The sequence below is a fragment of the Tabrizicola sp. BL-A-41-H6 genome, assembly GCF_050632395.1.
In the GTDB taxonomy this organism is placed as follows: Bacteria; Pseudomonadota; Alphaproteobacteria; order Rhodobacterales; family Rhodobacteraceae; genus JAUYQR01.
Window position 1 is genome coordinate 527416 of record NZ_CP192600.1, and the last position, 16831, is coordinate 544246.

Consider the following 16831-nt stretch of genomic DNA (forward strand, 5'->3'; position numbering starts at 1 on the left):
GCCGCGTTCCGGGTGACTTCTCCGCCCAAACCCTGCACTCTCCTGGCAAACGCGGAGCCTGTACATGCCCTTCCCCCACCTTCTCGCCCCACTTGATCTTGGCCACACCACGCTCAGGAACCGTGTGCTGATGGGGTCGATGCACACGGGCCTGGAGGAGACAGGTGACTGGGCGCGTGTCGCTGAGTTCTACGCCACCCGCGCACGTGGCGGTGTTGGCCTGATTGTCACAGGCGGTATGGCCCCTAACCGCGAAGGCGGCGTATTTCCAGGTGCGGCGGGGCTTTTCTCGGATCAGGACATAGCGAACCATACCCAGGTCACCGGCGCGGTCCACGCCGAAGGCGGCAAGATCGCCATGCAGATCCTGCACGCTGGCCGCTACGCCTATTCACCCGAGTGCGTGGCCCCCTCGGCGATCAAATCGCCGATCTCGCCCTTTCCGCCGAAGGAACTTCACGAGGACGGCATCGAAAAGCAGATCGCTGACATCGTCACCGCAGCCGTCCGCGCGCGTGAGGCTGGTTATGACGGGGTCGAGGTGATGGGGTCGGAAGGCTATTTCCTGAACCAGTTCCTCGTCACCCACACCAACCGCCGCACCGACCGATGGGGTGGGCCATACGAAAACCGTATGCGGCTGCCGGTTGAAGTGGTGCGGCGCGTACGGCAGGCCTGCGGCAGCGCCTTTATCCTGATCTACAGGCTTTCGCTGATCGACCTGGTCCCTGACGGCTCTACCTGGGACGAAGTGGTCACTCTCGCCAAGGCAATCGAACAGGCGGGCGCGTCCCTCATCAACACCGGGATCGGCTGGCACGAGGCGCGTGTCCCAACGATCGCCACTTCTGTCCCTCGTGCGGCATTTGCCCACCTGACCGCAAGGCTGCGGCCCGAGGTGACGATCCCCGTCATCACCTCCAATCGCATCAACACGCCAAAGGTGGCCGAGGCGATCCTTGCCGCAGGGCAAGCCGACATGGTGTCGATGGCCCGCCCGTTCCTTGCCGACCCCGATTTCGTGGCCAAGGCTGCTGCCGGACGGGCCGCTGAAATTGCCCCCTGCATCGCCTGCAATCAAGCCTGCCTCGACCACACTTTTTCTGGCAGGCTGACGTCGTGCCTCGTCAACCCTCGCGCCTGCGCGGAAACCGAACTTGTGTATACAGAAACCGTCGCTCCCAAGCGCGTCGCAATCGTGGGTGCTGGCCCGGCGGGACTGATGACCGCGATCACGGCTGCCGGGCGTGGCCACCAGGTCACTCTCTTTGACAAGGCAAACGAGGTTGGCGGCCAACTCAACCTCGCCAAACAGGTGCCGGGGAAGGAGGAGTTTCACGGCCTTGTCCGCTGGTTCGCCACCATGCTGGACCGGACCGGCGTGACGCTTCGTCTTGGCGCCGAGGCAACGCCAGAGGACCTGAAGCACTTTGATGAAATCGTCATCGCTACTGGCGTCAGCCCCCGCGATCCCGGAATCCCTACTGACCCGGACGCGCCGGTTCTCAGCTACGTTGATGTCCTCCGTGGCGCGCCGGTTGGCCATCGGGTTGCTGTGATTGGCGCCGGCGGCATTGGCTTTGACGTGGCTGAAACCCTTGTCCACGCCGGCGAAAGCCCCACCGAACACCTGGAACTCTGGCGCGCCGAATGGGGCGTCTCCTCGCCCTGGCAGGATCGCGGCGGTCTTTCACCCAATGGACCGACCCCCACACCCCCGGCGCGGAACGTCGTCCTACTGCAACGCAAGGCGGAGAAACCCGGCCGTCGGCTGGGCAAGACCACCGGCTGGATCCACCGGGCGAGCCTTGCGATGAAGGGGGTCAAGATGGTCGGCGGCGTGAATTACGAACGCATCACCCGTGACGGTCTTGCCGTCAGCTACGGTGCGAACCGCGAGCGTCCTGAAACGCTCGCGGTCGATGCCGTGGTTCTTTGCGCGGGGCAGGAACCGGAGCGCAAGCTCTCGAACCAGCTTGATGCCCTTGGCATACCCCACCATGTCATCGGTGGGGCGGATGTGGCGGCAGAACTGGACGCCAAGCGCGCCATAGATCAGGGCGCACGTCTGGCTGCCCGGCTCTGACCTGCGATATGGTCAGCCGTTGGTGGCCGGCGCCTTCAGTACCGCGTTGTCCAGCGCGGCCTTCAGTTCGGTTTGATCGACGGCCCCGTCGCCATTGGCATCGACGCCCTTGAAGGCATCTTCGGTCAGCTCTGGCCATACTCCCTGAAGTTCAGCCAGAGACCACGTTCCGTTAGCATCGGTGTCTTCCACCTGCGGCAGATCCTGCGCATAGGCAGCGCCAACAAAGGCAAGCGGGGCCAGCACGAGTGCGAAACGTTTCATGGAAGTCTCCTTTTTCAGTCTACGGTTGTGCGGCGCGTTTTCGTTGCCGCAAGAAGGTGACTGACGCCTATCGGGCGAACATTCCAGCTCAGTTGCCGAAATCCAAAATCTGGTCACCAGAACCTGCCTATGGCCTGCCGATCGGGGGACATTTTCCCGCCGTTGCCCTGATCTCGCCGTTGTTCCGCCGTTGCTTCACACACGCTTTGGCGGAGTATCGCCTAAATTGAACTGCCAGCTTCGTTTCGTTGCCATCAACGATCCCACACAATACCCCGGATAGGTCGCGGCATCGCCCCTATCCTGCCTGATTTTGGAGCGAAACAACCTCAAGCTTCAGAGCGTCTGCTGCCAAGAGGACAAAGATGGACCGACTAACCGAGATGGAGGCCTTCGCCACAGTAGTGGACCAAGGTGGCTTCACGGATGCGGCCAAGAAGATGGGTATTTCAAAATCGGCCGTGTCAAAACACGTGTCGGCTCTGGAGGCGCGCTTGGGGGCACGCCTGCTGAACCGCACCACACGCCGGGTCAGCCCCACCGAAATCGGCCTTGCATACTACGACCGCGCCCGCCGGGTGCTGAACGATGCTGGCGAGGCGGATGCTCTGGTCACCTCAATGCAATCTGCGCCCTCGGGCCTGCTGCGCGTTTCGGTTGCCACAGACTTCGGTGTGAACCTGTTGTCGCCGATCCTTGGGGAGTTTTTGCTCGAATACCCCGATATCACCGTCAACATGGTGCTGAACAACCGCTACGTCGAACTGATCTCGGAAGGGTTCGACATGGCGATCCGTGTCGGCGATCTGGAAGACAGCTCGCTCCGCGCCCGCAAGCTGACCGAGACGACAAAGCGGATGATCGGCGCGCCCAGCTATTTCCGGAAGTTCGGCCGTCCGATGAAGATCGACGATCTGAACGACCACAAACTGCTGCACTATTCCAACCAGGCTAATGGCAACGTCTGGAAGATCACCGCACCCTCGGGCGAAAAGCGCCAGGTCCGCTCCGTCGGCTGGCTGACGGTGAATGATGGGCAGTCGCTACTGAACGCAGCCGTGTCCGGCCTTGGCATCGCCTACCTGCCATCGTTCCTTTACGCCGATGCAATGCGTCAGGGTCTGGTGGAAGAGGCGATCCCCGGTTTGCCGGTGGAATCGCTCGGGATCTACGCGGTTTATCCGCCGGGGCGCTTTACCCAACCGAAGGTTCGCGCCTTCATCGATTTTCTTGCCCGTCGTTATGCCGACAAAGGGCCCGACAACTGGTGAGATGACAGCACGTCGCAGCCCTAACTTCCCCCAGGGCCGCTACAGGGTCGAGGTGACTATGGCCTCGACCCTTCTGTTTTTCTGACGCCCAACCTCGGTCTGGTTGGTTGCGCGGGGTGCCAGATAGCCCACCCCTTCCGAAGTCAGCCGCGCTGCCTCTACCCCGTATCGGTCAATCAGCACCTCGCGCACAAGATCAGCCCGGCGTTCCGATAATGCTATGTTGGCCACCAGTGATCCTGACGCGTCGGTATGCCCGACCAGCGCCACCGTCTTGTCGGGGTTCGCCGCCAGCCACGCCGCGAGTGCAGCAAGTGAGGCGTAGTCGCCACCTGCAAGCGCCGCAGCGCCACTGGCGAAAACAAGATCGTCCAGCGCCACCGCGCCGTTCTCGTCAAGCATCGCGCCCAAGTCTCCTGGTGCTCGCAAGGCCTCTGTCGGTGCAGTAACGCCAAGTTCGATCTCGGGTGCCGGTGCTGGCGGCAAAACCGTATCAGGCAACGGCAGGGAACCCACCCGTGTCACCTGTACGAAACCTGACAGCACGGAACGACTGACAAGGATACTGACCGCCTCAGTATCCTTTTCTGCAGATAGAAAGCGATAATCGCCCAGATCGACGTGCATGTCCGGTTCCGGCATCACCTCGGTGCCATAGCGGAAATCGAACCCGCCACACGCGCTGGCTTCGCAATCAAGGACGATCGTGAATTCCTCGCGCAGAAGCTGGTCGCGCAAGGGTTCCAGCAAGGCAAGTGTCGTCAGGCCCGCCGCATCAAGCCGGTAGGCACGCTGGTCTATCGAGCCTTCTTTCACACGCACCGGAACTGATGTTCCGTCGAATGGGCCTACTGGCAAAGCATAACTGCCGGGCGCTTCGCTGCGATGCTCTTCGGACATGACGCTTGCGGGCAATTCGAGCGTCAATGCTGCCGCCCGGCCAGCAAAGGCCAAGACGAGGGTAGCGCAAAGAAAGCCCATTTTTTTCAATGTGTTGCCCGCATATACCGCGATTAGCGCATCCGATAGTGATACTGTCCCACAACTCCCATCCCGGCACGAGCGTACATCGCCCGCGCGGCGAGGTTCCGCTCTGTCACCACCAGCGATAGTCGGCCAGCACCTTGGGCCATTGCCCAGTTGGCCGCCGCCTTCAGAATGATCGACCCTGCGCCCTTGCGGCGGAACCGCGGGCCTACTTCCAGCGCGTGCAGCATCGCATCCGGCCCGTGCAATGCCACGAAGGCCACGCCCACCGGTTTGTCCGCCACCCTCGCCAACAGCGCGGCCTTTGCACCTTTCACGCGCGCCATCACGGCAAGCCGTTCTCGTCCGATGCCCCCCTCGGCCCAAAGGCTGCATGCAATCTGAAGCGGTGGCCAGTGGGCGAAAGCCGCCAAGGGGTCGAGTGCGCCTGCCAGCGCTGACGCAGGCGCGGAATACGCGATCACAGGATCAACGATCCGGTATCCACGCGCTGCAAGCGACGCGTCCAGCGCCGTGTCCCCAGCGCGGATAAGGAACAATGGGGCCGCCATCTCAGCTTCGGCGGCTGCAAGGTCCGCTTCGGTCCAGGCCCGCTCTGCAGATGCCGCAGAGACCCGTTTTCCGCCACCTGCACCCTCGCGAAGGCGGAACGGGCCGATGTCGTGCGTCCGGGCCGCCGGCCACGTTGCGTCCATCACCTCGGCCAAGGTTGCGGGCGTCATCCGAAAAGCTGTGCAAGGCGAACCATCGCCTCGTCCACCCGCGCAGGATCGGTGCCGCGGATGACAAGATTAGTGCCATGCGCACCGTTGACCGTGAAGGGATAAGACCCCATCGACAGGTCCGAAAACTCCGCCGCCAGCGCACCGAAAGGCCCGGCAATCTCTCCCTCGCCGCGCTCGACCCGGAGGGACTGGCTCAACAGCGGCGCGCCTCCGGTAAGCGTCGGCAAAAGGCCCGCCAGCATCGCTTCGAAAATCTTCGGCACCCCGGCCATCACATGAACATTGCCAACGGTGAAACCGGGGGCCACGGACACGGGGTTCTCGATCAGCGTCGCGCCATCGGGAATCCGTGCCATACGCTGCCGTGCCTCGTTGAAAGGCAAGCCGGAGCGTTCATAGTGCGCACCCAGTAGCTTCATCGCATCAGCCCGGTGCGTGATCGGTACCCGCAGGGCGTTGGCCACAGCATCGGCAGTGATGTCGTCATGTGTCGGTCCGATTCCGCCGCTGGTGAACAGGTGGTCATAGGCAGCCGACAAGGCCCGCACCCCGGCGACAATGGCCTCATGGTCGTCCGGCACGACCCTGACTTCGGCCAGAGTGATCCCGACCCTCGTCAGTTCGTTCGCCAGATAATGCATGTTGGAATCGCGCGTGCGGCCCGACAGGATCTCATCGCCGATAACCAGCATTGCTGCGGTTGGATTTGCCATTGCCTGCCTCGCCCGGTTCCCAGCTACCGAATATAGCCGCGCTGGCCCGGCTTTCAAAGCCCGCGCCTCTAGCCATTTCCGCTATCCCGGCCTATGTAGGCGTCAAATCGAGAGGCTTGTCGTGGACGAAATGCGTGCCCGCATCACTAAGGATGGCATCCGCATCTATGAAGATGCGGATTTTGTTGGCATGCGCGTTGCTGGCCGTGCGGCGGCGGAAATCCTAGATGCCGTCGCGCCCTTGGTCCTGCCCGGGGTTACCACGGCCGAGCTTGATGATTTCATCACTGCGGAAATAGCGCGTCGTGGCGTCACTTCGGCCACCATCGGCTACAAGGGCTACAAGCACGCTTCCTGCATTTCAGTGAACCATGTCGTGTGTCACGGTATCCCGGGGGCGAAGGTTCTGGCTGACGGTGACATCCTGAACATCGACGTGACAGTCATCGTCGACGGGTGGTTCGGCGACACCAGCCGGATGTATGTGGCGGGGGCACTTGCCCGCAAATCGGAACGTCTGATCGAGGTGACGCATGAGGGGCTGATGCGCGGGATCGCGGCGGTCAAGCCCGGCAACACCTTCGGCGATATCGGCCACGCCATTCAGTCTTATGTCGAATCTCAGCGCATGTCAGTCGTGCGCGATTTCTGCGGTCACGGCCTTGGTCGGGTCTTTCATGCGCCGCCGAACGTCCTTCACTATGGCCGCGCCGGTTTCGGCCCCGTGCTTGAAGAAGGCATGTTCTTTACGATCGAACCGATGGTCAATCTGGGTCGCCCCGAAACCAAGGTTCTGGCCGATGACTGGACCGCTGTTACGCGCGACAAATCCCTATCGGCGCAATTTGAACATTCGGTTGGCGTAACCGCCACTGGATGCGAGATATTCACCGCATCCCCGGCGGGAAAGTTTCACCCGACCTGGGGCTGAACTGTGTTCAGTCCGCGAAATGACGCCTGAAGGCACGCTTCAGGATTTCAAGTTCGGCGCGCATCAGATCGATCTCGCTTCGAAGATCGTCCTCCAGCACGTCGCCGGCGATCACGGTGAACTGGGCCAATGTCCTGTTCCCCGCGCGGATCAGAAACGTCTGCACCCCCTCGTTCAACACCTCGACCGGGATCGGCACGCGTACAGTGATTTCTCCGTCCGGACCCGCGATCTGCTGTACGCCCGCAATTGGACTGCCCAGATGCGTGACTTCAAGTTCAGCGATCGTATCGCTCGTGCCGCTCAGCACGCCTTCCCAGACGCCCGCGGCAATCCGACCGCCTGTCAGCGAAAGACCGTTCGGCATTGTTCGTTACCCCTTACAACTCGGCGCGCGGCCTGCGGCTAACAACGATATCGTGCAACCTTACTGCATTCATCGCGGGACGGTCGAAAATCATGTCCAGCCACACCCGCTCCACCCGTTTGTCATCAAATTTGGCATAGGCGAGATCGAATTCCACCACCTGATGGCGCGCGTCGGATACAAGCTCGCGCACCAATTGCTCTGTATTCGGGCCGTGCTTGATATTCAGCCGGGCATAGGCCCTTACCGGCCGCTCGCACTCAATCACCGTCTCTACCCGCACCAGATGCCTTGGCTTGAACCCTTCGGCCACCGTATCGGGCAGCACAAGCGTCACCGAAACGAAACTTCCCAGAAAGCCGTAGACATCCAGCGCAAGGCCGTAACGGTCGCTGCGGGTTTGCCGGAAGACGATTTCCCTCAGGCTGCAGTCGTGGTGCAGTTCCACATCGGCGCTTAGGGCGGTGCGCATCTCCCGTGCCTCGGACCAGCGCATTGGCACCGGCCCCAGCCAAAGGTCTGGCCGCCATGACCAATCGGTCCCCAGTGGCACGGCAGGCATCGCGCGCCCACCTGCAGTTTTGGCCTGGCGTGCTGCGGCCGCGTGGATCAAGCGGTTGATTTCGCGTCGCATGGCATAGGCCCGCGATTGCCACGAACTCAGTGCAATCCGGTCCATTATCGGCGCGGCGTCGGCTACGCTGGACCAACGCTCTTGCATCTTGCGCAGTCGCCGTCGCTCCAGAAAACTGCCGATCCGCCTGCTCATTCCCAGCCGCCTTACCCGGTTTCTTGCCGCCTCAAGGCAGCACTACCATGCCACTAGTTACTTTTCAGGTTGCAATGTCGGCATTGGCCGCACGCAACCCGGCAATTGCCCGCAGAAGCAGCGCCCGACCTTCGGCCACGCTTAATGGTTGGCCATCCGGCGGGGTCACCGCAAGCGTTACAAGCCGCCCACGCACCCCAAGGACTGCCCGCCAGTATTCCCCCACAGCCCGGTCTGTCAGGTGAAGCACGATTGCCCCGTTTGCCGAACCGATCTCTTGAACCGTTACAGCGCTCGCCTGCCCGTTTCTGCTGAGGGCGGCGCGCCCGTTGGCCGAAGCGAAATACACCGCAAGTGCTTCGGTCCCCGCGGCGAGCACGGTAGCAGAGCCCGCAGCACCAACCGTCGCGGTGATGGCGGCGGGCGGCACCCCAGCACGGTCCGAACACCGCCCCATGATGATCACAGCTGACCGTTCGGTCGCCTGACTTGCGGCGCGATCAACGCAGTAACCATTCGGCGCCGGCACTGTGAACTGGCCGTTCATGATGCTTGCGGAGCGTGCACCTGACGGCCCGCCCTCCATCGGAATGCAGGCCGCCAGCAAAAGGATCAGGCCAAACCCAAGCGGGCAGGCCTTACTGATCCATGTAGACATGGCTCTCCGCCTTGGCGCCGGGATGCGTCACCGCGCCCCAACGCGCACCGCCGACCAATTTGGCGAACTTGTGGACCGCACCCGAGGTATAGGCCGTCTTGCGCGGACCCTTCCACTCGGCCTTGCGCTTGGCGAATTCTTCGTCCGACACATTCACCGACAATTCGCCGGTCAGCGCGTTCAGCGTTATGACGTCGCCGTTCTTCAGCAGGGCAATCGGCCCGCCATGCGCCGCTTCCGGCCCGACGTGACCCACGCAGAAGCCCCGGGTCGCGCCGGAGAAGCGTCCGTCGGTGATAAGTGCCACCTTTTTGCCCATGCCCTGACCGCTCAATGCCGCCGTGGTCGACAGCATCTCGCGCATCCCCGGGCCACCCGCAGGACCTTCGTTACGAATGACGATCACTTCGCCTTCCTGGTAGGCGCGCTGCTTCACTGCCTCGAACGCATCTTCTTCGCATTCGAAGACCCGCGCCGGGCCGCTGAACACCTGCTCGGCCTCACTCATGCCGGCAACCTTCACGATGGCCCCATCCGGAGCCACGTTGCCACGCAGCGCAACGACGCCGCCGGTTTTGGTGATGGGCGAACCGATGTGATAGATCACCCGGCCGTCCGCCTCGCCGCGGATTTCGTCCAGGCTTTCGCCAAGCGTCTTGCCGCTTGCGGTCATGCAGTCGAGGTGAAGCAGGCCTTCCTTCGCCAGTTCCTTCATCACCACGGCCACGCCGCCAACCTCGTGCAGGTCCTTGGCGACGTACTTGCCGCCTGGACGCAGGTCGACAAAATAGGGCGTGTCCTTCATGTACTTGGCCACATCGAACAGATCGAAGTCGATCCCTGCCTCATTCGCCAACGCAGGCAGGTGAAGCGCAGCATTGGTCGAACCGCCGGTGCAGCCCACGACGCGCGCCGCGTTTTCCAGCGCCTTCCGCGTCACGATATCCCGCGCGCGGATGTTTTTCTCGATCAGGTTCATCACGGCAACGCCTGACGCCTCGCCATACTGGTCACGGCTTTCATAAGGCGCGGGGGCGCTGGACGAATTCAGCAGTGCCAACCCGATCGCCTCGGATACGCAGGCCATCGTGTTCGCCGTATACTGCGCCCCGCAGGCACCCGAGGACGGGCAGGCCACCCGCTCCATGATCTCAAGTTCCGCGTCCGACAGGTTCCCGGCCTGGTGCTTGCCCACGGCCTCAAACATGTCCTGCACGGTGATGTCCTGGCCCTTGTAGCGACCTGGCAGGATCGAACCGCCGTAGATGAAGACGCTTGGCGTGTTCAAACGGACCATCGCCATCATCATCCCGGGCAGCGACTTGTCGCAGCCCGCTAGCCCCACGATCGCGTCATAGCAGTGCCCACGCATCGTCAATTCCACAGTGTCTGCAATTGCGTCGCGCGAAGCCAGCGAGGACCGCATCCCCTCGTGCCCCATGGCGATACCGTCGGTCACGGTGATCGTTGTGAACTCGCGCGGGGTGCCGCCACCCTTCTTGACGCCATGCTTCACGATCTGCGCCTGCCGGTTCAGCGCGATGTTGCACGGTGCCGCCTCGTTCCAGCAGGTCGCCACGCCGACCCACGGCTGGTGGATCTCTTCTTCCGTAATCCCCATCGCGTAGAAATAGCTGCGATGCGGTGCCCGCGCCGGACCTTCGGTCACATGGCGGCTTGGAAGTTTGGATTTGTCGAAACGCGTGTTCGTGCTCATCAGCGGTGTCTCCCCCGGGAACTGGCAGGCATTGGATAAGGGGGCCGCTGTGGCGGAGCAAGGCCGAATAAGCCTGCTATGCCGTCAAATGACGCGTTCAGGTGCTGCCGTTGATCGCTGTCGTCGCGGTCTGCATCAGCCCGTCAAGGTACGACCGCAGCGTGTCGACAAAGTTGACATAGGCCGTCAGCGGGCCCTGCAGCGACGGTACCTGCTGCGCCAATTGCGGGGCCGCGAGGTAGGCCACCAACGCGATGATTGCCAGCCCCATGATGATCAGAAAACCGCTGCGAAAGCTGTTGCGGCCTGCGGTCAGGTCCGGCAGCGCTTCGATCTCGGCATCCGGATCGACCGGACGCTCGGACGGGCGAAGCGTGGAGTTTATCTCTTCGACATCCGGCAACAAGTCGCGCCGGGCAGAAGGGCGGGTGCCTTCCTCGCCGGGATCAGAGTGAACCACCCGGTCAACGACAGGAGCGACAGCCGCCGTGGCAACAGCTGCCGGGATCGCAGTGTCCAGACCAAGGTCCGTTTGCGTTTCAATTGGGCGGCTTTCGATGCTGCGGGCTTTGGCCTCGCGTTCGGCCTCTTCCCGCAGGATCGCCAGCACGGATTCGTCGACCGCATAGCCCTTGCCCGCAAGTCCGGCCGACGGCGTCGGTTCGGCGAGATCTTCGGCTTCAGCCGGTGCTACGGTCGGCGCGGCGATGCTCACTTCGGCAGCAGTGGCGTGCGTTTCGGTCAGGGGTTCGGCGGAAACCGATGCCTTGCGCGCGCTCGCCGGTTCGGTTCCGGGCTTCATCTGGAACCAGGCATGGTTGCAATTGGCGCATTGCACATCGCGACCACTTTGCGGGATCGCATCGTCTGGCACTTCGTACTTGGCGTCGCAATTCGGGCAAACCAAACGCATCTTTATTCCCTCAAAGCCAACAGAACCGGCTCTACCGGGGCTGTTTGTAACGCCTATTCCCTTCCTCTCCAAGGGTTTGTGTCTGACTCTTGTGTAATCCTTAGCCCCTGTGCGATGGAAAGCGCAGTTCTTGCGGCACGTCGTGCCGTCTTTGCCGCCAATGCGCGCCCTGACCGGGGCCGGGAGACAAGCGTGATTGCCTTTCAAAACGTGGCCTACAGCTATGGCGGAGGCGACCTTCTGACTGACGTGTCCGTTCGTCTGGCGCCGGGGTCGTTCCACTTTCTGACCGGGCCGTCCGGGTCGGGTAAATCGACGTTCCTGAAACTCGCCTATGCCGAGCTTTACCCGACAGCTGGCGAGGTCACGATCTTCGACCGCGACGCCCAGACCCTGACGCGCGATGATGTCGCCATCACCCGACGCCGCATTGGCATCGTGCATCAGGACTGCAAGTTTCTTGATCACCTCAGCCTCGCCGCCAACATGGCGCTGCCGTTCACCGTGGCTGGGCGCGACTGCGATCCGCAGGATCTCGACGATTTGCTCGCCTGGGTCGGGCTGAAGCACCTCGCAAACGCGCTGCCCCCGTCACTGTCGGGTGGCGAACGTCAGCGTGCGGCCCTTGCCCGCGCGGTCATCGTCGGACCTGACGTCATTCTTGCTGATGAACCTACCGGCAACGTTGACTGGGAGATGTCGCTGCGCATCCTGACCCTGCTGGTCGAACTGAACCGCATGGGCAAGACCATCCTTGTCGCCACCCATGACCTCAACCTGATCCGTCAGGCGAAATCGCAGGTCGCCACCCGCGTCTTGCGCATTGCCAAGCAGAAAGTTCAGCTTGCGGGGGCCGACCTGTGAAATTGCCGAAACTTTCGCTGCCAAAGCTGTCGTTGCCGCAGTTTGGCAGGGATGCAGCCCCCGTGAACCCCGCCCTCAGCATCGTGCCGCCCTCAGGCCCCACGGCAACGCTTACCACCTTCACGGCGGGGGCGATGACGTTCCTTTGCGTTTTCGCGCTTGCCCTGTCACTTGCTTCGGGACGCCTTGCCGACCGCTGGTCCGATGCATTGGCCCGCACCGCGACGATCCGCGTTTCGGCCCCGCCCGACCAGATGCAGCTTCAGACGGATGCGATCCTGACGCTGCTGGCCAGCACGCCCGGCGTCGCGTCGTCGCGCGCGCTGACCGATGCCGAACAGCGCGCCCTGCTGGAGCCGTGGTTCGGCCCCGACCTGCCGCTTGACGCCCTGCCGATCCCTCGCCTGATCGAAATCGTCGAAGCCGACCCCGGCTATGACAGTGAAGGGCTGCGCCAGCGTCTCGCCGCTGAAGCCCCGGGTGCTGTTCTGGATGACCATACCCGCTGGCGTCGCCCCTTGGCCGAAGCGGCCGGTCGCATCCGCCTTCTGGGCGTGTTGTCCATCGGCCTTATCGGGGTTGCGATGGCCGCCATGATAACCCTTGCCGCCAGCGCCGCCCTTGCGGCCAACGCCGAAGTGATCCGCGTCCTCCGCTTGGTCGGCGCAAAGGACAGCTACATTGCCCGGGCCTTCGTCCGCCGTTTCACCGTGCGCAGCTTTACCGGCGCGTCGATCGGCGCGGTGGCTGGCTTGATCGGGGTGGCCTTCCTGCCTGCCGCAGATGCCGCAGGAGGCTTTCTTACAGGCCTTGGCTTTGTCGGCATGGGGTGGCTCTGGCCGCTTGCCTTGCCGCCGCTGGCCGCGTTTGTGGCGTTCGCGGCCACACGCCGAGCCGCATTTGCCAAACTGAAAGAGCTGACATGATCGCGCTTCGCTGGCTTCTCTCTCTGATCTTCGTCGTGCAAATGTATCTGGCGATGGCCGTGATCGCCGTCATATTCGCACCTTGGGCGCTTTTTTCACGCACTGGCGCGCGGCTGGCCTGCAAGGCATATTGCCGCTGGGTGGTCCTAACGCTGCGTCTGCTCTGTGGTTTGCGCTGCGAAGTGCGCGGCACGCCCCCCGCGACCGAGGCAGTGATCGCCGCCAAGCATCAAAGCTTTCTCGACATCATACTGATCTTCAACGCCGTCCCGGCTGGCAAGTTCATCATGAAACGGGAACTGATCTACACGCCTTTCCTTGGTCAATACGCGCTGAAGATTGGCTGCGTGCCGGTCAACCGGGGCAAGCGGGGCGCCGCAATCACCCGGATGAAGGCTGATGTCGCCAAGGGCGCGGCCGAACCCGGCCAGCTTATCATCTACCCGCAAGGCACCCGTGTCGCCCCCGGCGTGGCGAAACCCTACAAGGTCGGAACCGGCCTCCTTTACGAACAACTCGGTCAGCCGTGTTATCCCGTGGCCACCAATGTTGGCGTGTTCTGGCCAAAGCGCGGCATCCTGCGCCACCCGGGCCTCGCCGTGGTGGAGTTCCTGCCGGCGATCCCGCCAGGCAAGCCGATCCCGGTCTTCATGGCCGAGCTTGAAGCCACCGTTGAAACGCACTCCGACCGCCTGATGGACGAAGCGGGCTTCATACCGCGCTAAGGCCGCAATCCCGTTGCGACTGCCACGGCTCCGGCGCATTATTGGTCGATGCCGACGTCCGCTGCCACCATTGACCACTTCTTCGACACGCTGTCACCGCTGGCCCTGACAGCGCGGCGGATGTTCGGTGAATACGCGGTCTACCTTAACGGAAAGGTCGTCGGCTTTGTCTGTGACGACCAACTTTTCCTCAAGATAACACCGTGCAGTTCCGCACTTCTGCCCGACGCGTCGCATCAACCCTGCTACCCTGGGTCGAAGGACTACCTTCTTGTTTCCGAAGCTCTTGATGATCCCGACCGGGTGATGGCAGCACTGCGCACATTGGCTGAAGACGTGCCATCGCCGAAGCCCAAACCAGTCAGGCAGCGACGGGCGGCAGTCACGCCAGTTTCAGCGCCACGATCCCGCCGATGATCAGCAGGATTCCTGCGATCCGCAGCGCGCTGACCGGTTCGCCGAACAGGATTACTGCCGCGACCGCCGTGCCGACCGCCCCGATCCCAACCCAGACGGCATAGGCCGTGCCCACCGGAATATCGCGCATCGCCACGCTTAAAAGATAGAAACTCGCCAGCGCTCCGATCACCGTCAGGGCTGAAGGGATCGGTTTTGAAAAGCCTTCCGAATACTTCAGCCCCAGCGCCCAGCCGGTTTCCAGCAACCCGGCAATGACGATCAAAAGCCAGGGGCTTGTCACGCGGCCAGCCCTTTGGTCCCCATGTCGAGAAACTTCTGCCGCCGGTCGCGGATAAGGGCCTCGGGCTTCTTGCCCGACAGGTCTTTCAGCATCGTCTCGATCGCCTTGCCGACCGCGTCGATCGCTTCCTTGGGGGCACGTTGCGCTCCGCCCATCGGCTCCTTGATGATCCGGTCGATGACTCCCAGCTTCTGCAAATCCTGCGCCGTCAGCCGCAGCGCCTCGGCCGCCTCCCGCATCTTGTCGGCGTCCTTCCAAAGGATCGACGCGCACCCCTCGGGCGAAATCACCGAATAGACAGAATGTTCCAGCATCGCCACGCGGTTCGCCGTCGCAAAGGCCACGGCGCCCCCCGATCCGCCTTCACCGATGACAACGGAAATCAGCGGCACGCCGATCGCCAGACACTTCTCGGTGCTGCGCGCAATAGCTTCGGCCTGACCGCGTTCTTCGGCCCCCTTGCCTGGATAGGCGCCGGGCGTGTCGACCAAAGTGATCACCGGCAGCCGGAATCGGTCGGCCAGGTCCATCAGGCGGATAGCCTTGCGATAGCCTTCGGGCCGCGCCATCCCGAAATTGCGCTCGATCCGGGTCTTGGTGTCGTTGCCCTTTTCATGCCCGATCACGACGACCGGCTGATCGTTGAACCGCGCGATCCCGCCCATCACGGCATGGTCGTCGGCAAATGCGCGGTCGCCGGCAAGGCTAGTGAATTCGGTAAATAGCGCCTCGACATAATCCTTGCAATGCGGCCGGTCCGGGTGCCGGGCGACCAAGCATTTTTGCCAGGCGGTTAGATTCTTGTAGAGGTCGCGCAGCGCGGTTTCGGCCTTGCGATCCAGCGCCTCCGCTTCTTTCGATACATCCATCCCGGGGCTGCTCTTGGCCATCGCCCTTAGCTCTTCGGCCTTGCCTTCGATTTCGGCGAGGGGCTTTTCGAATTCCAGGTAATTCATCAGTGTCATCCTTCCGGGGGCCGTTCCTATATGCCCCCGGCCCTGCCGTGATGCAACTCGGCAAGATTTGGCGGGCGCGTCCGCGCTGTGCCATGCTTCCGGAACCAGAGGATCACACGCCTTCAAACAGCAGCGCCCCGTGGCTTGGCCACGGGGCGTGCATCCTCCCATTCGCCGCGCGGGGCCTCCCCTCCCCATGGGTGCGCGGCTCAGGTATTCTTTCGCTATCTGCCCGGTGTTCAGGCTGACGCTTGGGAAAGCTGCCCGTTTCAAGGGCGGTTTGTCAACGATTACTCAGGCTCCCGTTATGATTTCGGCCTGTCGCACGATCACCTCTGCCTGCCGCATGCTGGCGATGTCAACCAGCCGACCCTTGTAGACTGCGGCGCCCTGCCCGCCAGCCTTTGCCACCTCCATCGCCGCGAGAATCTCTCGCGCTTCGGTCACCGCTGTATCGGACGGAGTGAACACCTCATTCGCCAAGGCCACCTGCTTGGGGTGGATCGCCCACTTGCCGACCATCCCCAGGGTCGCCGACCGCCGCGCTTGGGCCTTGAACCCCTCCTCGTCAGAGAAATCTCCGAACGGCCCGTCCACCGGCAAGACGCCATGAGTCCGGCAGGCTGCGACGATCGCCGCCTGCGCCCAATGCCAAGGGTCGGACCAATACTTCGCCCCTTCCCGATGCATGTAATAGTTTTCCTGCGTCCCGCCGATACCGGTGGTCTGCATCCCCATGCTGGCGGCGAAGTCCGCCGCCCCAAGGCTCATCGCCTGTAGTCTGGGCGAAGATGTAGCGATTTCCTCGACATGTGTGATCCCGGCAGCGGTCTCGATGATGACTTCAAGGCTGATCCGTTTCTTGCGCCCTACTGCCGTCTCGCAAGCCGTGACCAAGGCGTCCACAGCATAGACATCGGCGGCACAGCCGACCTTGGGGATCATGATCTGGTCAAGCCGGTCTCCTGCCTGTTCCAAAAGATCGACCACATCCCGATACCAGTACGGGGTGTCGAGGCCATTGATGCGAACGCTCAATGTCTTGCGGCCCCACTCGATGTCGGTAATCGCCTTGATGATGTTCGCTCGCGCCGTCGCCTTGTCGGCGGGTGCCACTGAATCCTCAAGGTCGAGGTTGATCACATCAGCCGCCGAAGCCGCCATCTTGGCGAAAAGTTCAGGGCGCGAGCCGGGACCAAAAAGCTGGCAACGATTCGGGCGGGCGGGCGCCGCGGGCTGCAGACGGAAGCTCATGAATT

19 protein-coding genes are annotated in these 16831 nt (G+C 62.7%); 7 read left to right on the top strand and 12 right to left on the bottom strand.

Annotated elements, in window-relative coordinates:
* The first annotated feature begins 64 nt into the window (after window positions 1-64).
* Entirely contained in the window at window positions 65-2086 is a 2022-nt protein-coding gene (locus ACROUL_RS02625) for an FAD-dependent oxidoreductase (RefSeq protein WP_431298001.1), read from the top strand.
* A gap of 12 nt (window positions 2087-2098) precedes the next feature.
* Here ACROUL_RS02625 and ACROUL_RS02630 read toward each other — a convergent pair whose 3' ends face one another.
* Complete coding sequence (locus ACROUL_RS02630; protein ID WP_431298002.1) at window positions 2099-2350, bottom strand: EF-hand domain-containing protein; 252 nt, start codon at window positions 2348-2350, stop codon at window positions 2099-2101.
* A 365-nt stretch (window positions 2351-2715) separates the two neighbouring features.
* On the opposite strand from ACROUL_RS02630, the gene ACROUL_RS02635 reads away from it, so the two are divergent.
* Complete coding sequence (locus ACROUL_RS02635) at window positions 2716-3621, top strand: LysR family transcriptional regulator (protein ID WP_431298003.1); 906 nt, start codon at window positions 2716-2718, stop codon at window positions 3619-3621.
* A 39-nt stretch (window positions 3622-3660) separates the two neighbouring features.
* Here ACROUL_RS02635 and ACROUL_RS02640 read toward each other — a convergent pair whose 3' ends face one another.
* The 3 genes from ACROUL_RS02640 to ACROUL_RS02650 all read right to left on the bottom strand — a co-directional run bounded on the left by ACROUL_RS02640 (window position 3661) and on the right by ACROUL_RS02650 (window position 6046).
* Complete coding sequence (locus tag ACROUL_RS02640; RefSeq protein ID WP_431298004.1) at window positions 3661-4443, bottom strand: OmpA family protein; 783 nt, start codon at window positions 4441-4443, stop codon at window positions 3661-3663.
* Between the two features lie 191 nt (window positions 4444-4634).
* On the bottom strand, window positions 4635-5330 hold the full coding sequence (locus ACROUL_RS02645; RefSeq protein ID WP_431298005.1) for a GNAT family N-acetyltransferase: 696 nt from the start codon (window positions 5328-5330) through the stop codon (window positions 4635-4637).
* On the bottom strand, window positions 5327-6046 hold the full coding sequence (locus ACROUL_RS02650; protein WP_431298006.1) for a competence/damage-inducible protein A: 720 nt from the start codon (window positions 6044-6046) through the stop codon (window positions 5327-5329). Before ACROUL_RS02650 ends, ACROUL_RS02645 begins: the two co-directional genes overlap by 4 nt.
* Before the next feature lie 130 nt (window positions 6047-6176).
* Between ACROUL_RS02650 and map the strand changes: the two genes are divergently transcribed.
* Entirely contained in the window at window positions 6177-6977 is an 801-nt protein-coding gene (gene map, locus ACROUL_RS02655) for a type I methionyl aminopeptidase (RefSeq protein WP_431301230.1), read from the top strand.
* A gap of 7 nt (window positions 6978-6984) precedes the next feature.
* On the opposite strand, the gene ACROUL_RS02660 is transcribed toward map, so the two are convergent.
* The 5 genes from ACROUL_RS02660 to ACROUL_RS02680 form a co-directional block, all read right to left on the bottom strand.
* Window positions 6985-7344: a hypothetical protein gene (locus ACROUL_RS02660; protein ID WP_431298007.1), complete on the bottom strand. Its 360-nt coding sequence runs from the start codon at window positions 7342-7344 to the stop codon at window positions 6985-6987.
* A 13-nt stretch (window positions 7345-7357) separates the two neighbouring features.
* Window positions 7358-8113, bottom strand: coding sequence for a DUF6478 family protein (locus ACROUL_RS02665; RefSeq protein ID WP_431298008.1), 756 nt, complete (start codon window positions 8111-8113; stop codon window positions 7358-7360).
* A gap of 64 nt (window positions 8114-8177) precedes the next feature.
* Window positions 8178-8771, bottom strand: a complete 594-nt coding sequence (locus ACROUL_RS02670; protein WP_431298009.1) for a cation transport ATPase — start codon at window positions 8769-8771, stop codon at window positions 8178-8180.
* Window positions 8752-10488 (bottom strand): dihydroxy-acid dehydratase, encoded by a 1737-nt coding sequence (gene ilvD, locus ACROUL_RS02675; protein WP_431298010.1) that lies wholly within the window; start codon window positions 10486-10488, stop codon window positions 8752-8754. Before ilvD ends, ACROUL_RS02670 begins: the two co-directional genes overlap by 20 nt.
* A 97-nt stretch (window positions 10489-10585) precedes the next feature.
* A complete protein-coding gene (locus ACROUL_RS02680) occupies window positions 10586-11401 on the bottom strand; it encodes a zinc-ribbon domain-containing protein (RefSeq protein WP_431298011.1) in 816 nt (271 codons plus the stop codon).
* Between the two features lie 192 nt (window positions 11402-11593).
* Between ACROUL_RS02680 and ACROUL_RS02685 the strand changes: the two genes are divergently transcribed.
* The 4 genes from ACROUL_RS02685 to ACROUL_RS02700 are packed head-to-tail and all read left to right on the top strand — an operon-like array spanning window position 11594 to window position 14333.
* Window positions 11594-12265: a cell division ATP-binding protein FtsE gene (locus tag ACROUL_RS02685; protein WP_431298012.1), complete on the top strand. Its 672-nt coding sequence runs from the start codon at window positions 11594-11596 to the stop codon at window positions 12263-12265.
* A gap of 32 nt (window positions 12266-12297) precedes the next feature.
* On the top strand, window positions 12298-13191 hold the full coding sequence (locus ACROUL_RS02690; protein WP_431301231.1) for a cell division protein FtsX: 894 nt from the start codon (window positions 12298-12300) through the stop codon (window positions 13189-13191).
* Window positions 13188-13916, top strand: coding sequence for a lysophospholipid acyltransferase family protein (locus ACROUL_RS02695; RefSeq protein ID WP_431298013.1), 729 nt, complete (start codon window positions 13188-13190; stop codon window positions 13914-13916). The genes ACROUL_RS02690 and ACROUL_RS02695 overlap by 4 nt, the downstream gene beginning before the upstream one ends.
* A gap of 48 nt (window positions 13917-13964) precedes the next feature.
* The gene (locus ACROUL_RS02700) at window positions 13965-14333 is read left to right on the top strand and encodes a TfoX/Sxy family protein (protein ID WP_431298014.1); all 369 of its coding nucleotides are present in this window, start codon (window positions 13965-13967) and stop codon (window positions 14331-14333) included.
* Here the strand turns inward: ACROUL_RS02700 and ACROUL_RS02705 are convergent.
* The 3 genes from ACROUL_RS02705 to ACROUL_RS02715 form a co-directional block, all read right to left on the bottom strand.
* Window positions 14299-14616 (bottom strand): DMT family transporter, encoded by a 318-nt coding sequence (locus tag ACROUL_RS02705; protein ID WP_431298015.1) that lies wholly within the window; start codon window positions 14614-14616, stop codon window positions 14299-14301. The two genes, ACROUL_RS02700 and ACROUL_RS02705, sit on opposite strands and share 35 nt — an antisense overlap.
* Complete coding sequence (locus ACROUL_RS02710) at window positions 14613-15572, bottom strand: acetyl-CoA carboxylase carboxyltransferase subunit alpha (protein WP_431298016.1); 960 nt, start codon at window positions 15570-15572, stop codon at window positions 14613-14615. The genes ACROUL_RS02705 and ACROUL_RS02710 overlap by 4 nt, the downstream gene beginning before the upstream one ends.
* 294 nt (window positions 15573-15866) lie before the next feature.
* The gene (locus ACROUL_RS02715; protein ID WP_431298017.1) at window positions 15867-16826 is read right to left on the bottom strand and encodes an L-malyl-CoA/beta-methylmalyl-CoA lyase; all 960 of its coding nucleotides are present in this window, start codon (window positions 16824-16826) and stop codon (window positions 15867-15869) included.
* Window positions 16827-16831: the final 5 nt, after the last annotated feature.